Annotated in this window: 17 protein-coding genes and 5 tRNA genes; 2 read left to right on the forward strand and 20 right to left on the reverse strand. The window is 35.8% G+C overall.

The window, feature by feature from the left end; genetic code table 11:
- Nucleotides 1-4: 4 nt before the first annotated feature.
- The 4 genes from IC221_RS22400 to IC221_RS22415 form a co-directional block, all read right to left on the reverse strand.
- Nucleotides 5-77 (reverse strand) — tRNA-Lys (locus tag IC221_RS22400).
- A 30-nt stretch (nt 78-107) separates the two neighbouring features.
- Nucleotides 108-180: transfer RNA gene (locus tag IC221_RS22405), tRNA-Lys, on the reverse strand.
- Between the two features lie 39 nt (nt 181-219).
- Nucleotides 220-303, reverse strand: a tRNA-Leu gene (locus IC221_RS22410).
- Nucleotides 304-326: 23 nt separating this feature from the next.
- Nucleotides 327-399, reverse strand: a tRNA-Lys gene (locus tag IC221_RS22415).
- Nucleotides 400-525: 126 nt separating this feature from the next.
- On the opposite strand from IC221_RS22415, the gene IC221_RS22420 reads away from it, so the two are divergent.
- Nucleotides 526-1,254 carry an SH3 domain-containing protein gene (locus IC221_RS22420; protein WP_188171091.1) on the forward strand — a complete coding sequence of 243 codons (729 nt, stop codon included), beginning with the start codon at nt 526-528 and terminating at the stop codon, nt 1,252-1,254.
- A gap of 91 nt (nt 1,255-1,345) precedes the next feature.
- Here IC221_RS22420 and IC221_RS22425 read toward each other — a convergent pair whose 3' ends face one another.
- The 9 genes from IC221_RS22425 to IC221_RS22465 all read right to left on the reverse strand — a co-directional run bounded on the left by IC221_RS22425 (nt 1,346) and on the right by IC221_RS22465 (nt 10,637).
- A complete protein-coding gene (locus tag IC221_RS22425; protein ID WP_188171092.1) occupies nt 1,346-3,289 on the reverse strand; it encodes a GAF domain-containing protein in 1,944 nt (647 codons plus the stop codon).
- Nucleotides 3,290-3,610: 321 nt separating this feature from the next.
- Nucleotides 3,611-4,951, reverse strand: a complete 1,341-nt coding sequence (locus tag IC221_RS22430) for an MFS transporter (protein ID WP_188171093.1) — start codon at nt 4,949-4,951, stop codon at nt 3,611-3,613.
- Nucleotides 4,952-5,148: 197 nt separating this feature from the next.
- The gene (locus tag IC221_RS22435; protein WP_044203012.1) at nt 5,149-5,346 is read right to left on the reverse strand and encodes a hypothetical protein; all 198 of its coding nucleotides are present in this window, start codon (nt 5,344-5,346) and stop codon (nt 5,149-5,151) included.
- A gap of 211 nt (nt 5,347-5,557) precedes the next feature.
- Complete coding sequence (locus tag IC221_RS22440; RefSeq protein ID WP_188171094.1) at nt 5,558-5,974, reverse strand: DUF2141 domain-containing protein; 417 nt, start codon at nt 5,972-5,974, stop codon at nt 5,558-5,560.
- A gap of 114 nt (nt 5,975-6,088) precedes the next feature.
- Nucleotides 6,089-6,688, reverse strand: a complete 600-nt coding sequence (locus tag IC221_RS22445) for a trimeric intracellular cation channel family protein (protein ID WP_188171095.1) — start codon at nt 6,686-6,688, stop codon at nt 6,089-6,091.
- Nucleotides 6,689-6,690: 2 nt separating this feature from the next.
- Nucleotides 6,691-7,737 (reverse strand): glycosyltransferase family 9 protein, encoded by a 1,047-nt coding sequence (locus tag IC221_RS22450; RefSeq protein WP_188171096.1) that lies wholly within the window; start codon nt 7,735-7,737, stop codon nt 6,691-6,693.
- 92 nt (nt 7,738-7,829) lie between these two features.
- A complete protein-coding gene (locus tag IC221_RS22455) occupies nt 7,830-8,438 on the reverse strand; it encodes a DUF4254 domain-containing protein (RefSeq protein WP_188171097.1) in 609 nt (202 codons plus the stop codon).
- Nucleotides 8,439-8,488: 50 nt separating this feature from the next.
- Nucleotides 8,489-9,286 carry a 23S rRNA (guanosine(2251)-2'-O)-methyltransferase RlmB gene (gene rlmB / locus IC221_RS22460; RefSeq protein ID WP_188171098.1) on the reverse strand — a complete coding sequence of 266 codons (798 nt, stop codon included), beginning with the start codon at nt 9,284-9,286 and terminating at the stop codon, nt 8,489-8,491.
- A gap of 133 nt (nt 9,287-9,419) precedes the next feature.
- Nucleotides 9,420-10,637 carry a M28 family metallopeptidase gene (locus IC221_RS22465; protein ID WP_188171099.1) on the reverse strand — a complete coding sequence of 406 codons (1,218 nt, stop codon included), beginning with the start codon at nt 10,635-10,637 and terminating at the stop codon, nt 9,420-9,422.
- Nucleotides 10,638-10,908: 271 nt separating this feature from the next.
- Here IC221_RS22465 and IC221_RS22470 point away from each other — a divergent pair, with 271 nt between their 5' ends.
- Nucleotides 10,909-12,051, forward strand: coding sequence for an acyl-CoA dehydrogenase family protein (locus IC221_RS22470; protein WP_188171100.1), 1,143 nt, complete (start codon nt 10,909-10,911; stop codon nt 12,049-12,051).
- An 83-nt stretch (nt 12,052-12,134) separates the two neighbouring features.
- On the opposite strand, the gene IC221_RS22475 is transcribed toward IC221_RS22470, so the two are convergent.
- The 7 genes from IC221_RS22475 to IC221_RS22505 form a co-directional block, all read right to left on the reverse strand.
- Entirely contained in the window at nt 12,135-12,335 is a 201-nt protein-coding gene (locus IC221_RS22475; RefSeq protein WP_044203030.1) for a PspC domain-containing protein, read from the reverse strand.
- Between the two features lie 203 nt (nt 12,336-12,538).
- Nucleotides 12,539-12,623 (reverse strand) — tRNA-Ser (locus tag IC221_RS22480).
- 86 nt (nt 12,624-12,709) lie between these two features.
- A complete protein-coding gene (locus IC221_RS22485; protein ID WP_255516166.1) occupies nt 12,710-13,660 on the reverse strand; it encodes a YihY/virulence factor BrkB family protein in 951 nt (316 codons plus the stop codon).
- Between the two features lie 6 nt (nt 13,661-13,666).
- Complete coding sequence (locus IC221_RS22490; protein ID WP_188171102.1) at nt 13,667-14,080, reverse strand: thioesterase family protein; 414 nt, start codon at nt 14,078-14,080, stop codon at nt 13,667-13,669.
- A gap of 238 nt (nt 14,081-14,318) precedes the next feature.
- A complete protein-coding gene (gene dnaJ, locus IC221_RS22495; protein ID WP_188171103.1) occupies nt 14,319-15,485 on the reverse strand; it encodes a molecular chaperone DnaJ in 1,167 nt (388 codons plus the stop codon).
- Nucleotides 15,486-15,501: 16 nt separating this feature from the next.
- On the reverse strand, nt 15,502-16,065 hold the full coding sequence (locus IC221_RS22500; protein ID WP_188171104.1) for a nucleotide exchange factor GrpE: 564 nt from the start codon (nt 16,063-16,065) through the stop codon (nt 15,502-15,504).
- Nucleotides 16,066-16,403: 338 nt separating this feature from the next.
- Nucleotides 16,404-17,600 carry a M20 family metallopeptidase gene (locus tag IC221_RS22505; RefSeq protein WP_188171105.1) on the reverse strand — a complete coding sequence of 399 codons (1,197 nt, stop codon included), beginning with the start codon at nt 17,598-17,600 and terminating at the stop codon, nt 16,404-16,406.
- Nucleotides 17,601-17,641: the final 41 nt, after the last annotated feature.

Genomic DNA, 17,641 nt, shown 5'->3' on the forward strand with positions numbered 1-17,641 from the left:
GAAGTGATCCCGCTGGGGCTCGAACCCAGGACCCTCTCCTTAAAAGGGAGATGCTCTACCAACTGAGCTACGGAATCGTCGTTTTTCAACGAGTTTTATTTTAGAAGTGATCCCGCTGGGGCTCGAACCCAGGACCCTCTCCTTAAAAGGGAGATGCTCTACCAACTGAGCTACGGAATCATCGTTTTTCAACGAATTTATTTTTATGAAAATAACAAGTGCTCACGATTGGATTCGAACCAACACGGGATTGCTCCCACCACCCCCTCAAGATGGCGTGTCTACCAATTTCACCACGTGAGCTTGATATTTGTTATTATCAAGTGTGATCCCGCTGGGGCTCGAACCCAGGACCCTCTCCTTAAAAGGGAGATGCTCTACCAACTGAGCTACGGAATCATAATTTTTCTAAAAGATTAGACTTAAATATTATTATATTCGAATTCCTCTCTTAAATTTGAAAACTCGTTTAGTTTCCTTTTTTGCGAGTGCAAATGTAGAATGATTTTCAATATCAAGCAAATAATGAGATTTTTTTTATTCTTAATAAGTTTTTACGCGCTGATTTTCAATCAAATATCCTTTGCAAATTCTTCGGTTGAATCTGAAATTGATAAGGCAGATGAGTATTTTGAGGCAAAACAGTACATCGATGCCTTCTCAATTTATGATAAATTATTGGAGGAGGAGCGTGTTTTTTCTTCAAAAATGTTGTTGAGAATGGCTTTCATTCAAGAAGGGCAAGGGAATTATGCTTCGGCTTTGTATTATTTAAACCTACAATATGGCTTAACAGCCGATCGAGGTACACTAAATAAAATGTCAAAGATTGCAGAAGACCATAATCTTTTAGGCTACCAATATTCAGATAAAGAATATTTGACGTCTCTTTTCAATAAAATGAAAGGTGAAATCGGGGGCGTTATTATTTTTCTTTTGATTGTATGTCTAGTGTTGATGTACATCAGAAGAAAGGAACAGCACTCTATTACCACGCTGACGTTTGCTGTGGTGGTTATAAGTGTTTTCTCCCTTTGGGCATTCAATGGTGGTATGAAGAGAGAATTAGGCATTGTGAAGGGGTCTGGAGCCTTGTTGATGCAAGGGCCTTCAGCAGGGAGTAAGAATATCTCTAACCTTTCTTCAGGAGAACGCCTTAAGCTAATTGATCAAGATGATATTTGGTACAAGGTAGAGTTGCCAAATGATTCTGAAGGATACGTTAGAAAAGGGAAGGTATTTGAAGTGAAATAAGTCAGTTTTCTCTTCGGAGAAATAATTGAAAAGGGTTGCTCAGTCAAAAATAACTGAACAACCCTTTTTTTATGTAAGATAGAAATTTTGATTACTTACCCATAATTTTGAAGACCCACTTGTCTGTTTCTTCCAAATATAGCTTTTGAATAGTCACTAAAACTTGAATTATTTCTCCTTCATTTTTTCGGACTGAAGTAGTTAATTCAGATTGAACCACTTTCCAGTCTTCGTTTTCAGCATAGGCCGGGAATAATTGTCCTATTTCAAACTGTAATAACTCTTCTGAATCATAGTCTAAGAAATCAGTAAATGAGTGACTGCCGAACCAAATAGAACCATCTTGTTCTGCAATGACCAATCGGCCGCCTGTGATGTCTACAACTTCGTTTAGAAGCTTTTTTGACTTCTCTGTTTCTCTTCTTTCTCTCACTAGGAGCTCCTGCGTAGCTTGAAGTTCCTCCATATTCTGCTTCATTTCCTCCTCACTGGTTCTTAATTCGTCTGTGAGTCTTTTACTGTCATTATACAATTTGCTTACGTTAGACGTGTTCTCAGAGGTTACTACGGAAGTGGCTATTGCTCCACCTATTTCTTCAAGTAGTTGGAATGATTTCTTTTCGAAAGGTTTGAAAGAAGCGATTTCCAAGATCACCTCAACATTACCATGAGATTTAAAAGGGTAGATGATCAACGAAGATGGCCCCGCATCACCTAAACCTGAACGTATTTTGATATAATCTTCAGGAATTTCTGTAAGGTAAATGTATTCAGCCTCCTGCCAAATCTCACCGATAAGTCCTTCACCGATCTGAACTTTTTGTTTATCTACTTCTTTGAGGAAATCAAAAGCATATAAAGCAGATAATTCCATATATTCTTCACCTGTAATTGGATCTCTCTTATGGATATAAAATGAAGCGTGAGAGCATTCCATAAATCTTGAAATCTCTTTTACGAGTGCTTTTCCTAGTTCATCAGCATCATTGCTATGTACACGTATTAATTTATTGAGAATAGCTGAGCCTTCACTGACCCATTCACGTTCGTTTCTTTCTTTGGAGTTTTGTTCTAATCGGTTTTTAGTATCAATCAAGGAGTGGATGAAAGGGTCATCTTTGAATTGCTCCTCATTTATTTTATCAAACTCAATATTAAAATTACCCTTACTAAATTCCATTACGTACTCAGAAATGTCTTCTAATTTTTCTTTCATGAAGAGTAAAGAGTTTCGCATAGTATTCATTTCTTGAGTACCGGCGGAATTAAAATGGACATTTAAGTTACCCGAAGCGATTTTATTACTCTTTTGCGCAAGTTCTTTCAATGGGGTAATTAAAGCTCTTCTCAATACAAAAATATTGATCATTCCTAAGGCTAAAATCAAGAATGTTGCAATGAAAATAAACCTTGTGATTTGATATTCAATCTCTACAGCATCATTCACATAAGCTTTGACTAGGTCTTGATTGACCTTAAGCATATCTTCGGATGTCTTTTCTAAGTAAGTAAGGCTATTTCTGATGGTTACATTTTCTTCATCTACTTTGGATAAAAGTTCCACACTATCTAGCATGGCAGTATCCAAAGGAATATTCATATTGAAGGTGTAATTAGAGGTGGTCAGAGGTTCTTCTAGAATAATTCTAAGGTGATTTCTAAAAGGTTTCCAAACTTCTTCAACTCTTTCAATATAATCATCTACACGGTCACTGGCAGGACGGATTCTCTTTCCATCAAAACCAGGTACAGTACCACCATGTTTCATGGCCAATAAAGAACCATCATAAAGGTCTAAAGCTTCTTTTAGACTATTAAGATTTTCTTTTTCTCCAGTATTAACATAAATATTTGATAGCAATACCATCCTTTGCGAAAGCATAGCATTTCTTGAAGAAATATCTACTTCCAAACTTTCATTCTGATATAAACCCAATAAGGTCAAAACAGTAAAAAGCATGGTGGCAGTGAGAATACCCCCAATCCAAAAAATGATTTGTTTGATAGTGAATTGCTTTAAATATTTGTCTATCATTACTTTATATTGTTAGATCTTTTGACTGTCTTTTGAAGATGCACTAGGAATAAAAAGTGTGGTTAATTTTCCTGTGATTAAAAATACTAGAATAAATCAATTCTTTTACCGTGTATTTCTTTCAAACTCTATGTAATAACGCTTTAATAGCTGAAAATGTATAAAGAGTTGAACTGAATGAAGCGAAAATTATGTGCCAAATTTTGAAAGAAGTGGTTCAAGAGGAAAATGTACTGTGGTATAGATATGAAAAAAGCCACCCCAATTGCTTGAAGTGACCCTTTGATGAGTAATGATACGTTATATCATCTCAAAAATATATTATGCTTTCTTTTGATCGGAAACAAGAGACACACAAAAAGCTCCCAAAATTAATATTGCACCTGCCATTGTTAAAAGGCCAACTGTGTTTCCTTCGAAAAATGTTGAAGAGATAAATCCTCCTGATAAACCAGCGATAATTTGCGGTCCTGCAATTGTAATATTGAATATACCCATATATACTCCCATCTTTTCAGCAGGAAGGTTTTCAGAAAGAATACTGAAAGGCATCGCAAGAATTGCTGTCCAAGCAATTCCAACTCCAACCATCGGTATCAATAATAGGTATTGATCATTAATGTAGCTTATGCTTATGAGGCCTATACCACCACATACTAGTGCTCCAGCATAGACAATTTTTCTACTTGTTAACTTGATTAGGCTAGGCATAATAACAGAGAATAAAGCTGCAGATAAGCTGTATGCTGCGAACATCATACCGACCCAATCACCCGCTTGGTTATATTCCTCAGATTTAGTGTCAACAGTATTCCAGATATGTTGAGCAATTGCAGGTGTAGAATAAACCCACATAAAGTAGAATGCTACCCATGAGCAAAGCTGTACGGCTGCTAATTGAATCATCACTTTTGGTGATGAAAGAAGAGTTTTAATAAACGAATCTTCATTTTTACTCTCCTCTTTAGCTTCCAAATCTATGTTATTATACTTTGCATACTCTTTTGGAGGATATTCTTTTGTCCTAAATGCTGTCCATAAAACTGCAATCATTAGTGTTGCGCCACCAATATAAAAAGACCAAACAACATTGTCAGAAACTTTTTGACCATCTGCAAGTTTTTGTGATAGACCGAGTACATTGGCTAAGAAAAATGGTAAAGCAGATCCTACTACTTGACCTGTATTGATTAAGAAACTTTGAACAGAATATCCAAGGTCACGTTGTTTGTCATTTACCATATCACCTACCAAAGCCCTAAAAGGCTGGAAAGTGACGTTAAAAGAGGCATCCATGAATAAAAGCATTATACCACCAAAAATCATTGGAGGTATAAGAGAAATAAAGATTTCTGCTTTTGGCATCAAAAACATAGCTAAAGTAGCACAGATTGCACCTCCTATTATATAAGGTATTCTTCGGCCAAGTTTATTCCATGTAAAATCAGAAGCACCACCAATAATAGGTTGTATGATGATACCAGCAATAGGAGCAGCTAACCAGAAATATCCTAAATGATGGACATCAGCACCTAAATTTTGTAGAATTCTACTAACATTGCCATTTTGTAAGGCAAACCCCATTTGAACACCTAAGAAACCAAAACTTAGATTCCATATTTGCCAAAAGGATAAATCAGGTTTAAGGGATTTATTTGACATAGATTATTTATTGATATTAATTTTTTTCATTCTCTAATAGACAAATATAGAAATGTAAACATAACAATTAACTGATAATCGTTAGGTCAATGAAGTTTTTTCATACTTTTTTTTCTGCAATCGGTTGTAGATGGAAAACAAAAAAAGCCATCACTTGAAAAAGTAATGGCTTCATCTATTTTTTGTAAAAGGAATCTTTATGCAGACTGCTTTTTGTTTTTACATTGGCTAGGATCATTTCCACAGAAACTACAAGTTTTACCTTCTGGATTAAGGAATGGGCTTTGTGAAGCACAAGTTCCTTCAAACTTACCGTCTTTCTTAAAAATTAATTTTACGGACATTAAAATGAAAAATGCACCTAGAATACCAACGGTTAATAATACGATTTCCATAATGAACTTTATGTTATGAGCCTTATAGTAAGGCAATGATCTTCTGTAAAAAGGTCAATATCAGTTTTTTTAATATCGACTGTTTATTTTTTGTTGTGACAAAGATAAATAAACTTTGCGTGTTTTTGTGTTAAATGAAAAATGAAAGTACACTTTACTTTAAACTTTCAAACAAATTAACAAATGTTCATATGTCTGCTGCATTTATTTTCTATAGGTACTGAAGTTTGATCTTGACTATAGCGTCATTATCTTTTTCAAGAGTAAAGGCATATTCTTCAAAATCAGGTTCTTTCATTTTAACCGTTTTATCCCATGAGTAGCCAAACCCTTCCTTTGGGATACCGATCCAATTACTAGTCATTTCATCGTTATTGTCTTCATCATGACAGATTCTGATACCATAAATACCAGGTTTGATATCAGGAATAGAAATTTCGACAACATCTTCTATCACTTTCTCTTTTAATTCAACAATAGATGATAAGTCTTTATCAACCACTTGAATAAGAATATGTCCCTTGGTGTTTCTCAGTCCTTCTACTTTCAACTCAATTTTTGAAGGAGCTTGAGCAAATAATGAATTGAAGGTTAAAAATAATAGTGTTCCTAAGATGATACTTTTCATGATTATGGTTTTGTCCTACTTAAATTTTCTACACGAATGGTTGTGATGTTTATTTACTATTAACAATATAAAGAGAATTTTGTTATTCAAATAGTTGGAATGAAAGTATACAGATTAAATCTTAGGAAGACCAATTTTATATTTTATGGCTAATAGGCGAATACCAATAACAGTTCCAATACAACTCCAAGTACAGATGATGCTACTGATGCCAAAGAAGGAAAATCCAATAAATACCAAGCATCCAACAATACAGGCCGTAGCATAAATTTCATCCCTGAAAATAAGTGGTACCTCATTACAGAGTGTATCTCTAATGATACCTCCCAATACTGCCGTAAAAGTTCCCATAATGACACCAATAGCAGGTGAAATATCGTGTAAGAGAGCCTTTTCTAGACCAATAAAAGTAAACACACCTAGTCCCATAGTGTCAAACAGAAAAAGTGTTTTTCTTAATCGAGCAACTCTTTCTTTGAATACAAATGTGAAACCTACTGCCATTGAAATAACGAGCAGGTAATTGGTGTCTGTCACCCAAAAAACTGGGGTCGCACCCAACATCATATCCCTTGTTGTACCTCCTCCAACTGCAGTGACACTTGCAACGAATAATGCCCCGAAAATATCAAAGCGTTTTTCAGAAGCAGCAAGTGCTCCAGAAATGGCAAATACAAAGGTCCCTATTAGATCAAGAATGTTTATTAAAGTCATAATTAGTCTCTATCTATAGCGTCTACAACTTTTTTGTAGACCATTTCAGGAGTAATACCTTCTAAACAAGCATAGTCTTCTCTTATGCAAGGTTTATTACCGAATACCGAACAAGGGCGGCAGTCCAATTCCTTCACTGAGATCTCGGCGATATTTTCAGTAGACTGACCATAACCTAGGAAGCCAGCGTAATGATGTGTAGCACCCCAAACAGAAACACACTCAGTACCTACTAGTGAAGCCATGTGCATATTGGCAGAGTCCATACTGACCATGACATCAAGATGGGCAATAATCTCTAGTTCCTCTTTCAATTTTACATTTCCTGCCAAATTGATGCTGTTAGGAACTTCTTTTACACATTCATCTAAAATTTCAGCTTCCTTACCAGGTCCACCAAAGAAAATTACTTTTACATTTTTCTTTTCAGCTAAAAGCTTACCCAGTGCTACTGCTTTTTGCTCTCCCCAAATTTTACCTTTATGTTGAGCAAAAGGAGCAATACCAACCCATGAAGTGGTTTTAGTTCCAAGAAGCTTGATATTTTCCTCACACATATCACCTTCTTTTTTTGTTGGCAATTGATGAGATAAAGAAGCATTGAAGCCTAGTTTACGGAAGACATCAGCATATCTTTCCACAGTTAGTTTGAGAGGCTTTAATGCTTTTGAACCTGATGCTACTAATGCCTTTTTTTCTTTTCTACTCTTATCAATTCTGATGACTTTATGACCAGATAATTGAAATAAACCACCAATGATAAAAGTTCTAAGTACAGAATGTAAATCTGCAACAGCATCAAAAGGACCAAGATTTTTGAGGTCTTTGACTAATGCTCTTAATCCTTTAAAACCTTTGTATTTATTGTTTAAATCAGCTCCAAAGAAGGTTAATCTTGGAATATCATCAAAGAAGGGTTTCAAAAAGGGGCGAGAAACCATAACGATTTCTAAATCCTCATTTTGAGCTAAAATTTCTTTTAAAACAGGTGCTGTCATTGCCACATCACCCATCGCAGAAAATCGTAAGGATAGAATTTTTTTAGACATATTTGATTCTTAGTACTTACAAAAAGAAGTTGTTCTTTTTCCAGTAAAAGTAAAGGAAATAGAACAACTTCTTATGTTATGATAGAAAGGAATTACTTTCCTTCTTTGTATAATACAGGGTTCAATGAAGGATCATTGTACATTTTCATTTGCTTGTACACCTTCATGTATTTTTTACCTGCCGCAATATCATTGATTAATTCTTCGATAGCTGTAGATAAATCTACTCTTTGCTCTAGAAGAATATTCAATTTAGTTTGGCAAGCTGCTTTGTGTTCAGGAGTAGCACTCTCACGATCTACTTCTTCTTGCATATGATAGATTTTCAATGCTAAGATCGACAATCTGTCAATTGCCCAAGCAGGGCTTTCAGTATTGATGCTTGCACCTTCTACAGGCTGAACATCCTTATATTTTTCTAAGAACCAGCTATCAATAAACTCAACAACGTCTGTACGTTCTTGGTTCGAAGCATCGATTCTTCTTTTAATCTTTAAAGCTTCATCTGGATTGATATTAGGGTCACGAATGATGTCCTCTAAGTGCCATTGTACGGTGTCAATCCAGTTTTTTAAGTATAAAAGATGTTGAATATCTTCCTTTTCGAAAGGGTTTTCGATAGGCGTATCCACGTGATCTTTAATATGGTATTTCTCAATACTTTGTGAGAAAATAGAATTACAATTTTCTGTAAATTGCATACTATGTTTTTTTATAGTTTATAATTTGACTGCAAAGATAAGAAAAACTCTTACTGTGCCATCATTCTTTGTCTGTTTGCCTCAAAAATGATAATTCCAGCTGCAACACCCACATTTAATGAACTTACTTTACCTGTCATTGGGATTTTAGCCAATTTGTCGGCCATATGAATAATGTCAGCAGAGATACCGTCTTCTTCAGAACCCATTACAATAGCGGTAGGAATCTCCATGTCTACGTAATAAACATCTTTAGAACCTTTTTCAGTACAGCACACTACTTGTAGTCCACTGCCTTGTAAATCTAAAATGGCAGATTGTAAGTCATCTACTCTTGCTACAGGAATATGGTTTAGTGCACCCGCTGAAGTTCTAACCGCATCACTACCAATTTGAGCCGAGCCTTTTTTAGGGATGACAATCAGGTCTACCCCTGCACATTCAGCAGTTCTGGCAATAGCACCAAAGTTTCTAACGTCAGTCACTCTGTCCAATACCAAAACTAAAGGTGTTTTACCTTCTTCAAAAGTTGAAGCAATAACATTTTGCGGATCTACATAATCGATAGCAGGAACGAAACCAATTACGCCTTGGTGGTTTTTAGAAGTAATTCTTTGAAGTTTCTCTACAGGAACTCTTGAAACAACAATCCCTGCTTTAGTGGCCATTTTGTGAATCTCAGCAATCGATTCGTTGTGAGAGTCTCTTGTGATAAAAAGCTTTTCAAATTGCTTTCCAGCCTCTAATGCCTCCACGATGGGTTGAATACCATACATGATATCTGCAGCATTAGGCTTTGGTCTTTTGTTATATCTTGAAAAGTTTTTTTTCTTTTTATCGTCGTACATAATCTTAATTCTATCTTATAAACGAACCAAGCACATACGATTGCACCAGGTCCAACTTTTTGCAAAGTTAACGAACCTTATTCATAAGAGAGCCTTCATTTTGTAAACTTCTATTAATCATGCCATAAAAAGTTTAATAATCTTCTATTTGTAAGGCATTTGTGAAGTCGATAATAAGTTTGTAGGCACCTTTGAAGCCTGATAAAGGGAGTGGAGGTTTATCATATACATCATGATAGTGTGTCCAGGAACTTCCCATCAAATAGAAAAAGAAACTTGGAACACCACTTTCTGAGAAGAAATAGTGATCTGAATTTGCTGCTTTTCCTCTTTGAGCTACTTTGGAGAGGTAGCCATTTTCATTATTTATTTTTTCTAAAAGCTGAAATTCTTTTTTGAAGACACTTCCATTGACTGCCATCATTCCATCCTCGCCACTACCAAAGAGGTCTAGGTTGACCACAAAACGTATCTGTTCTAACGGAAAAAAAGGATGCTCAACATAGTATTTAGATCCCACTAATCCGGCCTCTTCACTTCCAAAACCAATAAATACAATGGAGTTGCTCGGTGGATTCTTTGTGTAATATTTAGCAATTTCAATCATCATACTTACACCTGAGGCGTTGTCGTTAGCTCCAGGGAAAATGCACTTTTTGCCAATGCTTCCCAAATGATCATAGTGAGCAGAAATGATAATATATTTTTCAGGATTTTCTTTTCCTTGAATGTATCCAATAACATTTTGAGAGATATAATGCTCATGCATTTCTGTTTCGGACTCGAATGAAATAGAATGCACTTTTTCATTGAAATGCTCTTTTTTGATGTAAAACCGTGGTTTAGGAAGCTGCCATCGGCCTACACTGTGATTAAACTTGTTTTTATAAAGCACTACGATTCCATCTGCTTGAAGCATTTTCTCTAGAATAACTCGATTCCAGGTAAAGCGTTGCTGTTCATATTCTTCATTATATATTACAACCTTTCCCTTGAGGTTGATTTTTAAGAAATCCTTAAGGATAGCATCATTATGAAAGATTTGCTCATCGATATAAAAAGGAGTTGCGTCTTTGATTTGACCACTTCCGGCATCAGCAGCAGGAATGTAATCTACTCCCAATTCCATTTTTTTTTGATTAATACTTAATGAGAATTTTCCTGGAAAAGTATTAACAGGTAGAGTATAAGGTTGATAATAAGAACTTTGATTTGGGAAAGATGTGATTCCTATTTTTTTGAATTGCTGAGTAATAAATTGAGCCGCTTTTTTGTCTCCTTCAAAAGTATAGCCTCTGCCTTTGAATTGTTTTGAACATAATGTGTTGATATTGGACTTTACGGCTTTCATGTCTTGACCGAAACTTGAAATAGTCCAATTGATAAGAATGATAAAAAAATACTTGGGAATATGTTGGAAAAAATACACTTATAAATTGATTAAAGGTTTAATTTTTCATAGCTTATACAAAAGAATACTTAAAACTACTATTCTTAGTATTTAAAACACAGTATATAAACAATATATTTTAATACCACTGATGCATAATCTTTCCTTATTGATTGTAAGGGATTTGCATCCAATAAACCTTACTAACCACATACACATAAAAACAAACACTATGGTACAAGAAAGTTTAGACACCCAAAAAATGGTCGCTGACTCTGTGCAGCGTTTCGGCGAAAAACATATCGCTCCACACAGAGATCAATGGGATGATGATGAGCATTTCCCTGTAGAGGTTTTCCATAAATTGGGAGAACTAGGACTGATGGGAATTTTGGTTCCAGAAGAATACGGAGGAACAGGTCTTGGTTACAATGAGTACGTGACAGCAATTTCTGAACTAGCGTATTTTGATCCAGGAATTGCATTGTCATTAGCAGCTCACAATTCTTTATGTACCAATCATATTTTGATGTTTGGTAGTGAAGAGCAAAAAACAAAATGGCTACCGAAGTTAGCATCTGGCGAATGGATTGGTGCATGGGGCTTGACAGAACCGAATACGGGTTCAGATGCAGGTAATATGATGACCGTAGCCAAAAAAGATGGGGATGAATGGGTACTTAATGGATCCAAAAACTTTATCACACATGGTAAATCGGGTCATATCGCTGTTGTAATGGCTCGTACGGGTGAGAGAGGTGATAAACATGCTATGACAGCATTTGTTGTAGAAAGAGGTACTAAAGGCTTTTCTGGAGGTAGAAAGGAAAGAAAGCTTGGGATGCGAACTTCTGAGACTACTGAAATGATTTTCGAGGATTGTAGAATACCTACTTCAAATGTATTAGGTGAAGTTGGAGAAGGCTTTGTACAAGCTTTAAAAATATTAGATGGAGGAAGAATATCCATTGCTGCTTTAGGCTTAGGAATCGCAAATGGTGCATTGAGATGTGCAATTCAATATTCTAAGGAAAGAAAACAGTTTGGAAAGTCTATTGCTTCTTTCCAAGGAATCTCTTTTAAGTTATCTGATATGGCTACTCAAGTAGAAGCAGCTAGGTTGCTCATTAAAGAAGCGATCATCAAGAAACAAAGAGGAGAGAATATCAATAAAGCGTCAGCCATGGCGAAGTATTATGCATCAGAAGTAGCAGTGAAGTGTGCAGATGAAGCAGTTCAGATTTTTGGGGGATATGGTTTTACCAAAGATTATCCTGTAGAGAAATATTATCGAGATGCAAAACTTTGCACTATTGGAGAGGGAACCTCTAATATTCAAAAATTAGTCATCAGTAGATGTCTTCTTGATGAATAAGTCGTAAAATATTTAAACAAAAAAAGAGATGAATTCTGGTGAGGAATTCATCTCTTTCTATTTATAATCAACTTCAATTAATTTTAATAGAAGTAGGTATCGTCTTTAGGCATAATGAAAGCCATCACTAAATAGACTAAGCCTGGTGAGCCTAATCCGAAAAACATACTGGCTACAAAACCGATACGAATTACTGTTGGATCAATATTAAAATATTTACCAAGACCACCGCAGACACCGGCGAAAACTGAATTTGATGTGGATTTTACTAATTTCTTTGACATAGTTGATATTGTTATTTCTTTTTACTTGACACTTATTTACATATACGGTTTTCCTTTAAAAAAGATGCATGAAAAGGAGAGATTTTTTTATGGAAGAGTGATGATGATAAAATAGTGTCAGTAGGGTTTTCAAGTAATGTCAAAATACAGAAAATAGTAGACATAAAAAAAACCTTCAGAACGAATTCTGAAGGTTTTACTTGCAGAGAGTGAGGGATTCGAACCCCCGGTACCTCGCGGTACAATGGTTTTCAAGACCACCGCATTCGACCACTCTGCCAACTCTCTGTGTCATTGGACGGGTGCAAATATGCACGGTCAATTTGAATAATCCAATCTTTTTTGAAATAAAAAATCTAAATAAAATTAAATTTTTATATAAAGTCCTCAGGCTCATTATTCTTAGCCCAAAGTTGAGCTTCCTCAATTGTGGTATTAATTTGAAAGCCTATTAGAAGAATCATTGCTATTGTGTAAATCCACCCCATCATTCCCATGATAGCACCCAATGATCCATATAAAATATCATAGGAGTTAAATGTATCAAGGTATAATCCAAATAGTAAGGAAACGGCTATGGATAAAGTGGTAGCCACAACAGATCCTGGGTTGAATATTCTCTTTTTCATAACTTCACTTGGAGCATATTTGAAAATCAAAGTGATGTTCAGGAAGAAGATGAAGATTATTAGAAATAAGCGTAGGGTTAATAAAGAATAGAGCGTAAACTGATTATTCAAAAAACCGATGTCATGTAGATGTTCTAAGAAATGTTTGCCTGAGATCAATAAAAAAGAGGAAAGAAATAATGTCATCAAGAATAGAATAGTGAGATTAAGAGCTACTCTAAACTGTTCAAACATGGATCTTTTGTCTTCGAGGTGATAGCAACTATTGAATGCATTCATCAAAGTTCGCATACCAGTAGTGGCCACGTAGGTGGCCCCTAAGAAACCAAAAGATAGTAATCCACCCCTTGATCTACCTGTTAGGTCTTGAATGGGGCCTTCTATGGCTTGATAAACATATTGTGGTAACATTTCTTCTCTAAAGATCTTGAACATCATGTCTACCTGATTACTTGGTACGTAGGACAAGAGTGTAGAGAAAAACAAGATAAAAGGAAGCATGGCAAGACTGAAGCTAAATGCTATCGCTTGACCTCTTTGCAAAAGATCATTCTGCTCTATCCTTAGCATAAGTGCCTTAATAAAAGTATAAAAAGATACTTTTGTATGCGGTACTCTTGTGCTTGTAAGATAGTGAAAGATTTTTTGATAAAAATCCTGTTCCTTTATTTTATTTTTTAAGTCTTTCTTCGTCAAAATATTCTAATTTTCTGAAAAGAAAGGAGCAATACATTCTAAAAATCGTTGTGGTGCTCTGCATGGGCGGTAAGTAGACTTACTCATGAAGGCGAGTTTTGTCCACCCTTTATGGAGTAATTCACCTTCTTCATTTGTGATCTCATATTCAAATTGGAGTTTCACAGTAGGTTTTTCCACTAATTTGGTGGTAATGGTTAAAAGGTCGTCGTACTTAGCCGGTTTGATGTATTTAGAGTAGTTCTCCAATACAGGGAGCATTACACCGTCTGCTTCCATTTCTTTGTAACTCATCCCTAAACTTCTTAATGCTTCTGTTCTTCCTATCTCAAAGAACTTGGCATAATGACCGTAATAAACAAAGCCCATTTGGTCAGTGTCAGCATAATTAATGCGTATTTGTGTTTGACGAGTTAACATTTGAAATTCACTTTTACTTTTAATTGTGCAAATATAATCATCAGAATGATCAAAACCGGTAATTTAGATCTCCATTTTCTTTAATCTAATGAAGGATTTGACCGCTGACTTTCTACTATTTGCCATAAATTTTTATTGGAGTTATTAAGAGGGAAGGTGAAAAAAAATCACTTCAATGTGCAAGACAATGAAGTGATTTTTAATATAACTATCCATCTAAATGGAGTTGTTTTAACGCCTATTGAGCAAAGAAATCTTTCATTCTTGAGAAGAAATTCTTACGTTTTTCTTGCTTGTGCTCTTTTGTCGGGCTAAAGTTTTTGTGATCCTTCAGTTTCTTCAAAATATCTTTTTCTTCTGAAGAAAGTTTGATCGGAGTGAAAACTGAAACATGAATCAATTGATCACCAACACCATAACCGTTGATATCACGAATACCTTTGCCTCTTAATCGAAGTACTTTACCACTTTGAGTACCAGCATCGATTGGCACTTTTACAGAACCTGTTAATGTAGGGATCTCAACTGTAGTACCTAAAGCTGCGTCCATAAAGCTGATGTGTAATTCAAAGTGAATATTTTCGCCGTCTCTATGTAACTGCTCGTCTTCAATTGCTTCGATTACAATAAGAAGGTCACCAGCAACACCACCACCTTTAGGCATGTTACCTTTTCCTCTCATTGAAAGTTGCATTCCATCATCAACCCCTGGAGGGATGTTGATTGCCACTTCTTCTTCCGTATAAACACGTCCTTCTCCATCACAGTGCTCACACTTGTTTTTGATGATTTTACCTTCACCATTACAAGTAGGACAAGTCGTTTGAGACACCATTTGTCCCAACATAGTATTCACTACTTTTTGAACCTGTCCTGTACCATGACATGTATGACATGTTTCTAGGTCAGTACCATTTTTAGCACCTGTACCATTACAGTGTTCACATGAAGTATAGCGTTTGATTCTCACTTTTTTCTCAACGCCTTTCGCCATCTCCTGAAGAGTAAGCTTAAGTTTGATTCTTAAGTTAGAACCTTTTCTTTGACGACGACCACCGCCTCCGCCACCTCCGAAGAAGTCACCGAACGGGCTACCGCCACCACCAAAGATATCGCCGAAGTGAGAGAATATGTCGTCCATATTCATTCCTCCTCCGCCACCTCCGAAGCCACCTGAACCATCAAAAGCTTGGTGTCCGAAACGGTCATATTGAGCACGTTTTTGATCATCACTCAATATTTCATAAGCTTCAGCTGCTTCCTTGAATTTTTCCTCAGCTGCTGAGTCACCTGGATTTTTATCCGGGTGATACTTTATTGCTACTTTTCTGTATGCTTTCTTTATCTCACCACTCGAAGCGTCTTTGCTGACACCAAGAACTTCGTAATAATCTGCCTTTGCCATAAAGAGGTTTTATTAATTATTGACCGACTACTACCTTCGCGTAGCGGATTACTTTATCGTTTAACGTGTAGCCTTTTTCTACAACGTCAACAATTTTGTCTTTAAACTCTTCCGTTGGAGCAGGGATTTGAGTGATAGCATCATGGAAGTCAGTATTTAACTCTTTTCCTGTTGCATCCTCAATTTGCTTTAATCCTTGTCCTTCTAAAGTTTTAAGCATTTTATCTTTAATCATCACAACGCCGTCAAGTACAGGCTTCACTTCATCGCTGTCTGATTTTGTATTTGCAATTGCTCTTTCTAAATCATCAATAGTAGGGATGATCGCAGAAAGTACTTTCTCACTAGCAGTTTTAGTAAGGTCGATTTTCTCTTTCGCAGTACGTCTACGGAAGTTATCGAACTCTGAGTATAAACGAAGGTATTTGTCCTTCATCTCTGCTAACTCCTGAGCTAGTTTGTCAGTTTCAGAAACTTCTTCTTGAGTTTCTTCAGTTTGTTCTTCAGTATTTTCAGAACTAGTTTCTTCTACTTGTTCTTCTTTGTTTTCGATATTTTCTTTTTCTTTATTTTCTGCCATTTCGGTATTTTTTCTAGTCTAAAATATACATCACGTAGCTTTTCAACAATATTGCCAAGGCTGATATTCAAGTCAAACTGTCCTGAAATCACTGACAACAGTGCTAATACATTGACATTCTGTCTTTTTTTCAGTCAAGAAGATCTATGTGATTTCAAACAAAAACCTTGTACAATGCGCAATTATACAAGGTTTTCAAAAGTGATCGTATTTTTAATGTAATTTATTAAGCAAATAAGTAGGAGGTTAGAGGGAAGAATGAAGGGGTAAAAGGTGGTCTGCTTTGACACTACCGTGATACCACAATTTTTAATTATTCATTCTTAAATTAAAAATCCTTATCCTTTGAAATTCAATTCATTCAAAGCTAACCAGGCCATCAACCCAACACCAATTTCTAATGCATCTTCGTCAATGTCAAAAGTAGGTGTATGCACCGATGATACGATTCCTTTTTCCTCATTTCTTGTTCCTAAACGATAAAAACAAGAATCCATTTCTTGCGAATAATAAGAGAAATCTTCTGCGGCTAACCAGATGTCTAAATCCACTACGTTTTCTTCTCCTAAGAATTCAATCGCAGCCGCTTTGTTTCTTCTCGTTAATTCAGGTTCGTTGACCAAGAAAGGATATCCTTTTTGAATGTCCATGTCTACAGTAGCACCCATACCTTCAGCAATACCTTTGGCAATGCTAGTGATACGTTCGTGTGCTTCCATTCTCCATTCTTCATTCATTGTACGGAAAGTACCTTTCACTTTCACTTCATTAGGAATCACGTTAGTGGCACCAAATGCTCTCACATCACCAAAAGATAGCACAGAAGGGATTTTTGGAGCAGCATATCTACTCACAATTTGTTGTAAGGCTACAATAATGTGAGAAGTGATTACAATAGGGTCAATATTTTTTTCAGGCATAGCTCCATGACCGCCTTTACCTTTTACAGTAAAATAGATCTCATCAGCACTTGCCATATACATTCCTTCTCTGAAACCCACTTTACCGCAGTCAATAAATGGCATTACATGTTGACCAATCATTTTAGAAGGAGTTGGATTTTTAAGTGCTCCATCTTTGATCATCAGTGAAGCTCCTCCAGGTAATTTCTCTTCACCAGGCTGAAAAATTAGTTTAATTGTTCCTTCAAAATCGCTGCTCATTGATTGTAAAATCTGAGCTGCACCTAAAAGAGAAGTGGTGTGTACATCATGACCACAAGCATGCATTACCCCTTCATTTTTAGATTTGTAAGGAACATCATTTTCTTCAATAATAGGAAGAGCATCCATGTCACCTCTTAATGCAATCACTTTAGAATCAGGATTGTTACCTTTGATTAAACCAACTACTCCTGTTTCTGCTACGCCTTCTTGCACTTCAATACCATAACTTCTAAGCTTTTCAGCTACATATTTAGCTGTTTCAAATTCCTGATATGATAATTCAGGGTTCGCATGAAGATGTCTTCTATTGGCAACAATCTCATCAAGGTTCTCTTTTACAGAACTTTTGATTTTTTCAATTAAACTCATCCTATATTTTATTTTAATATTTGAATCTTAAAACTTACAAC

Origin of the sequence: Flammeovirga sp. EKP202, assembly GCF_014534745.1 — a bacterium.
In the GTDB taxonomy this organism is placed as follows: Bacteria; Bacteroidota; Bacteroidia; order Cytophagales; family Flammeovirgaceae; genus Flammeovirga.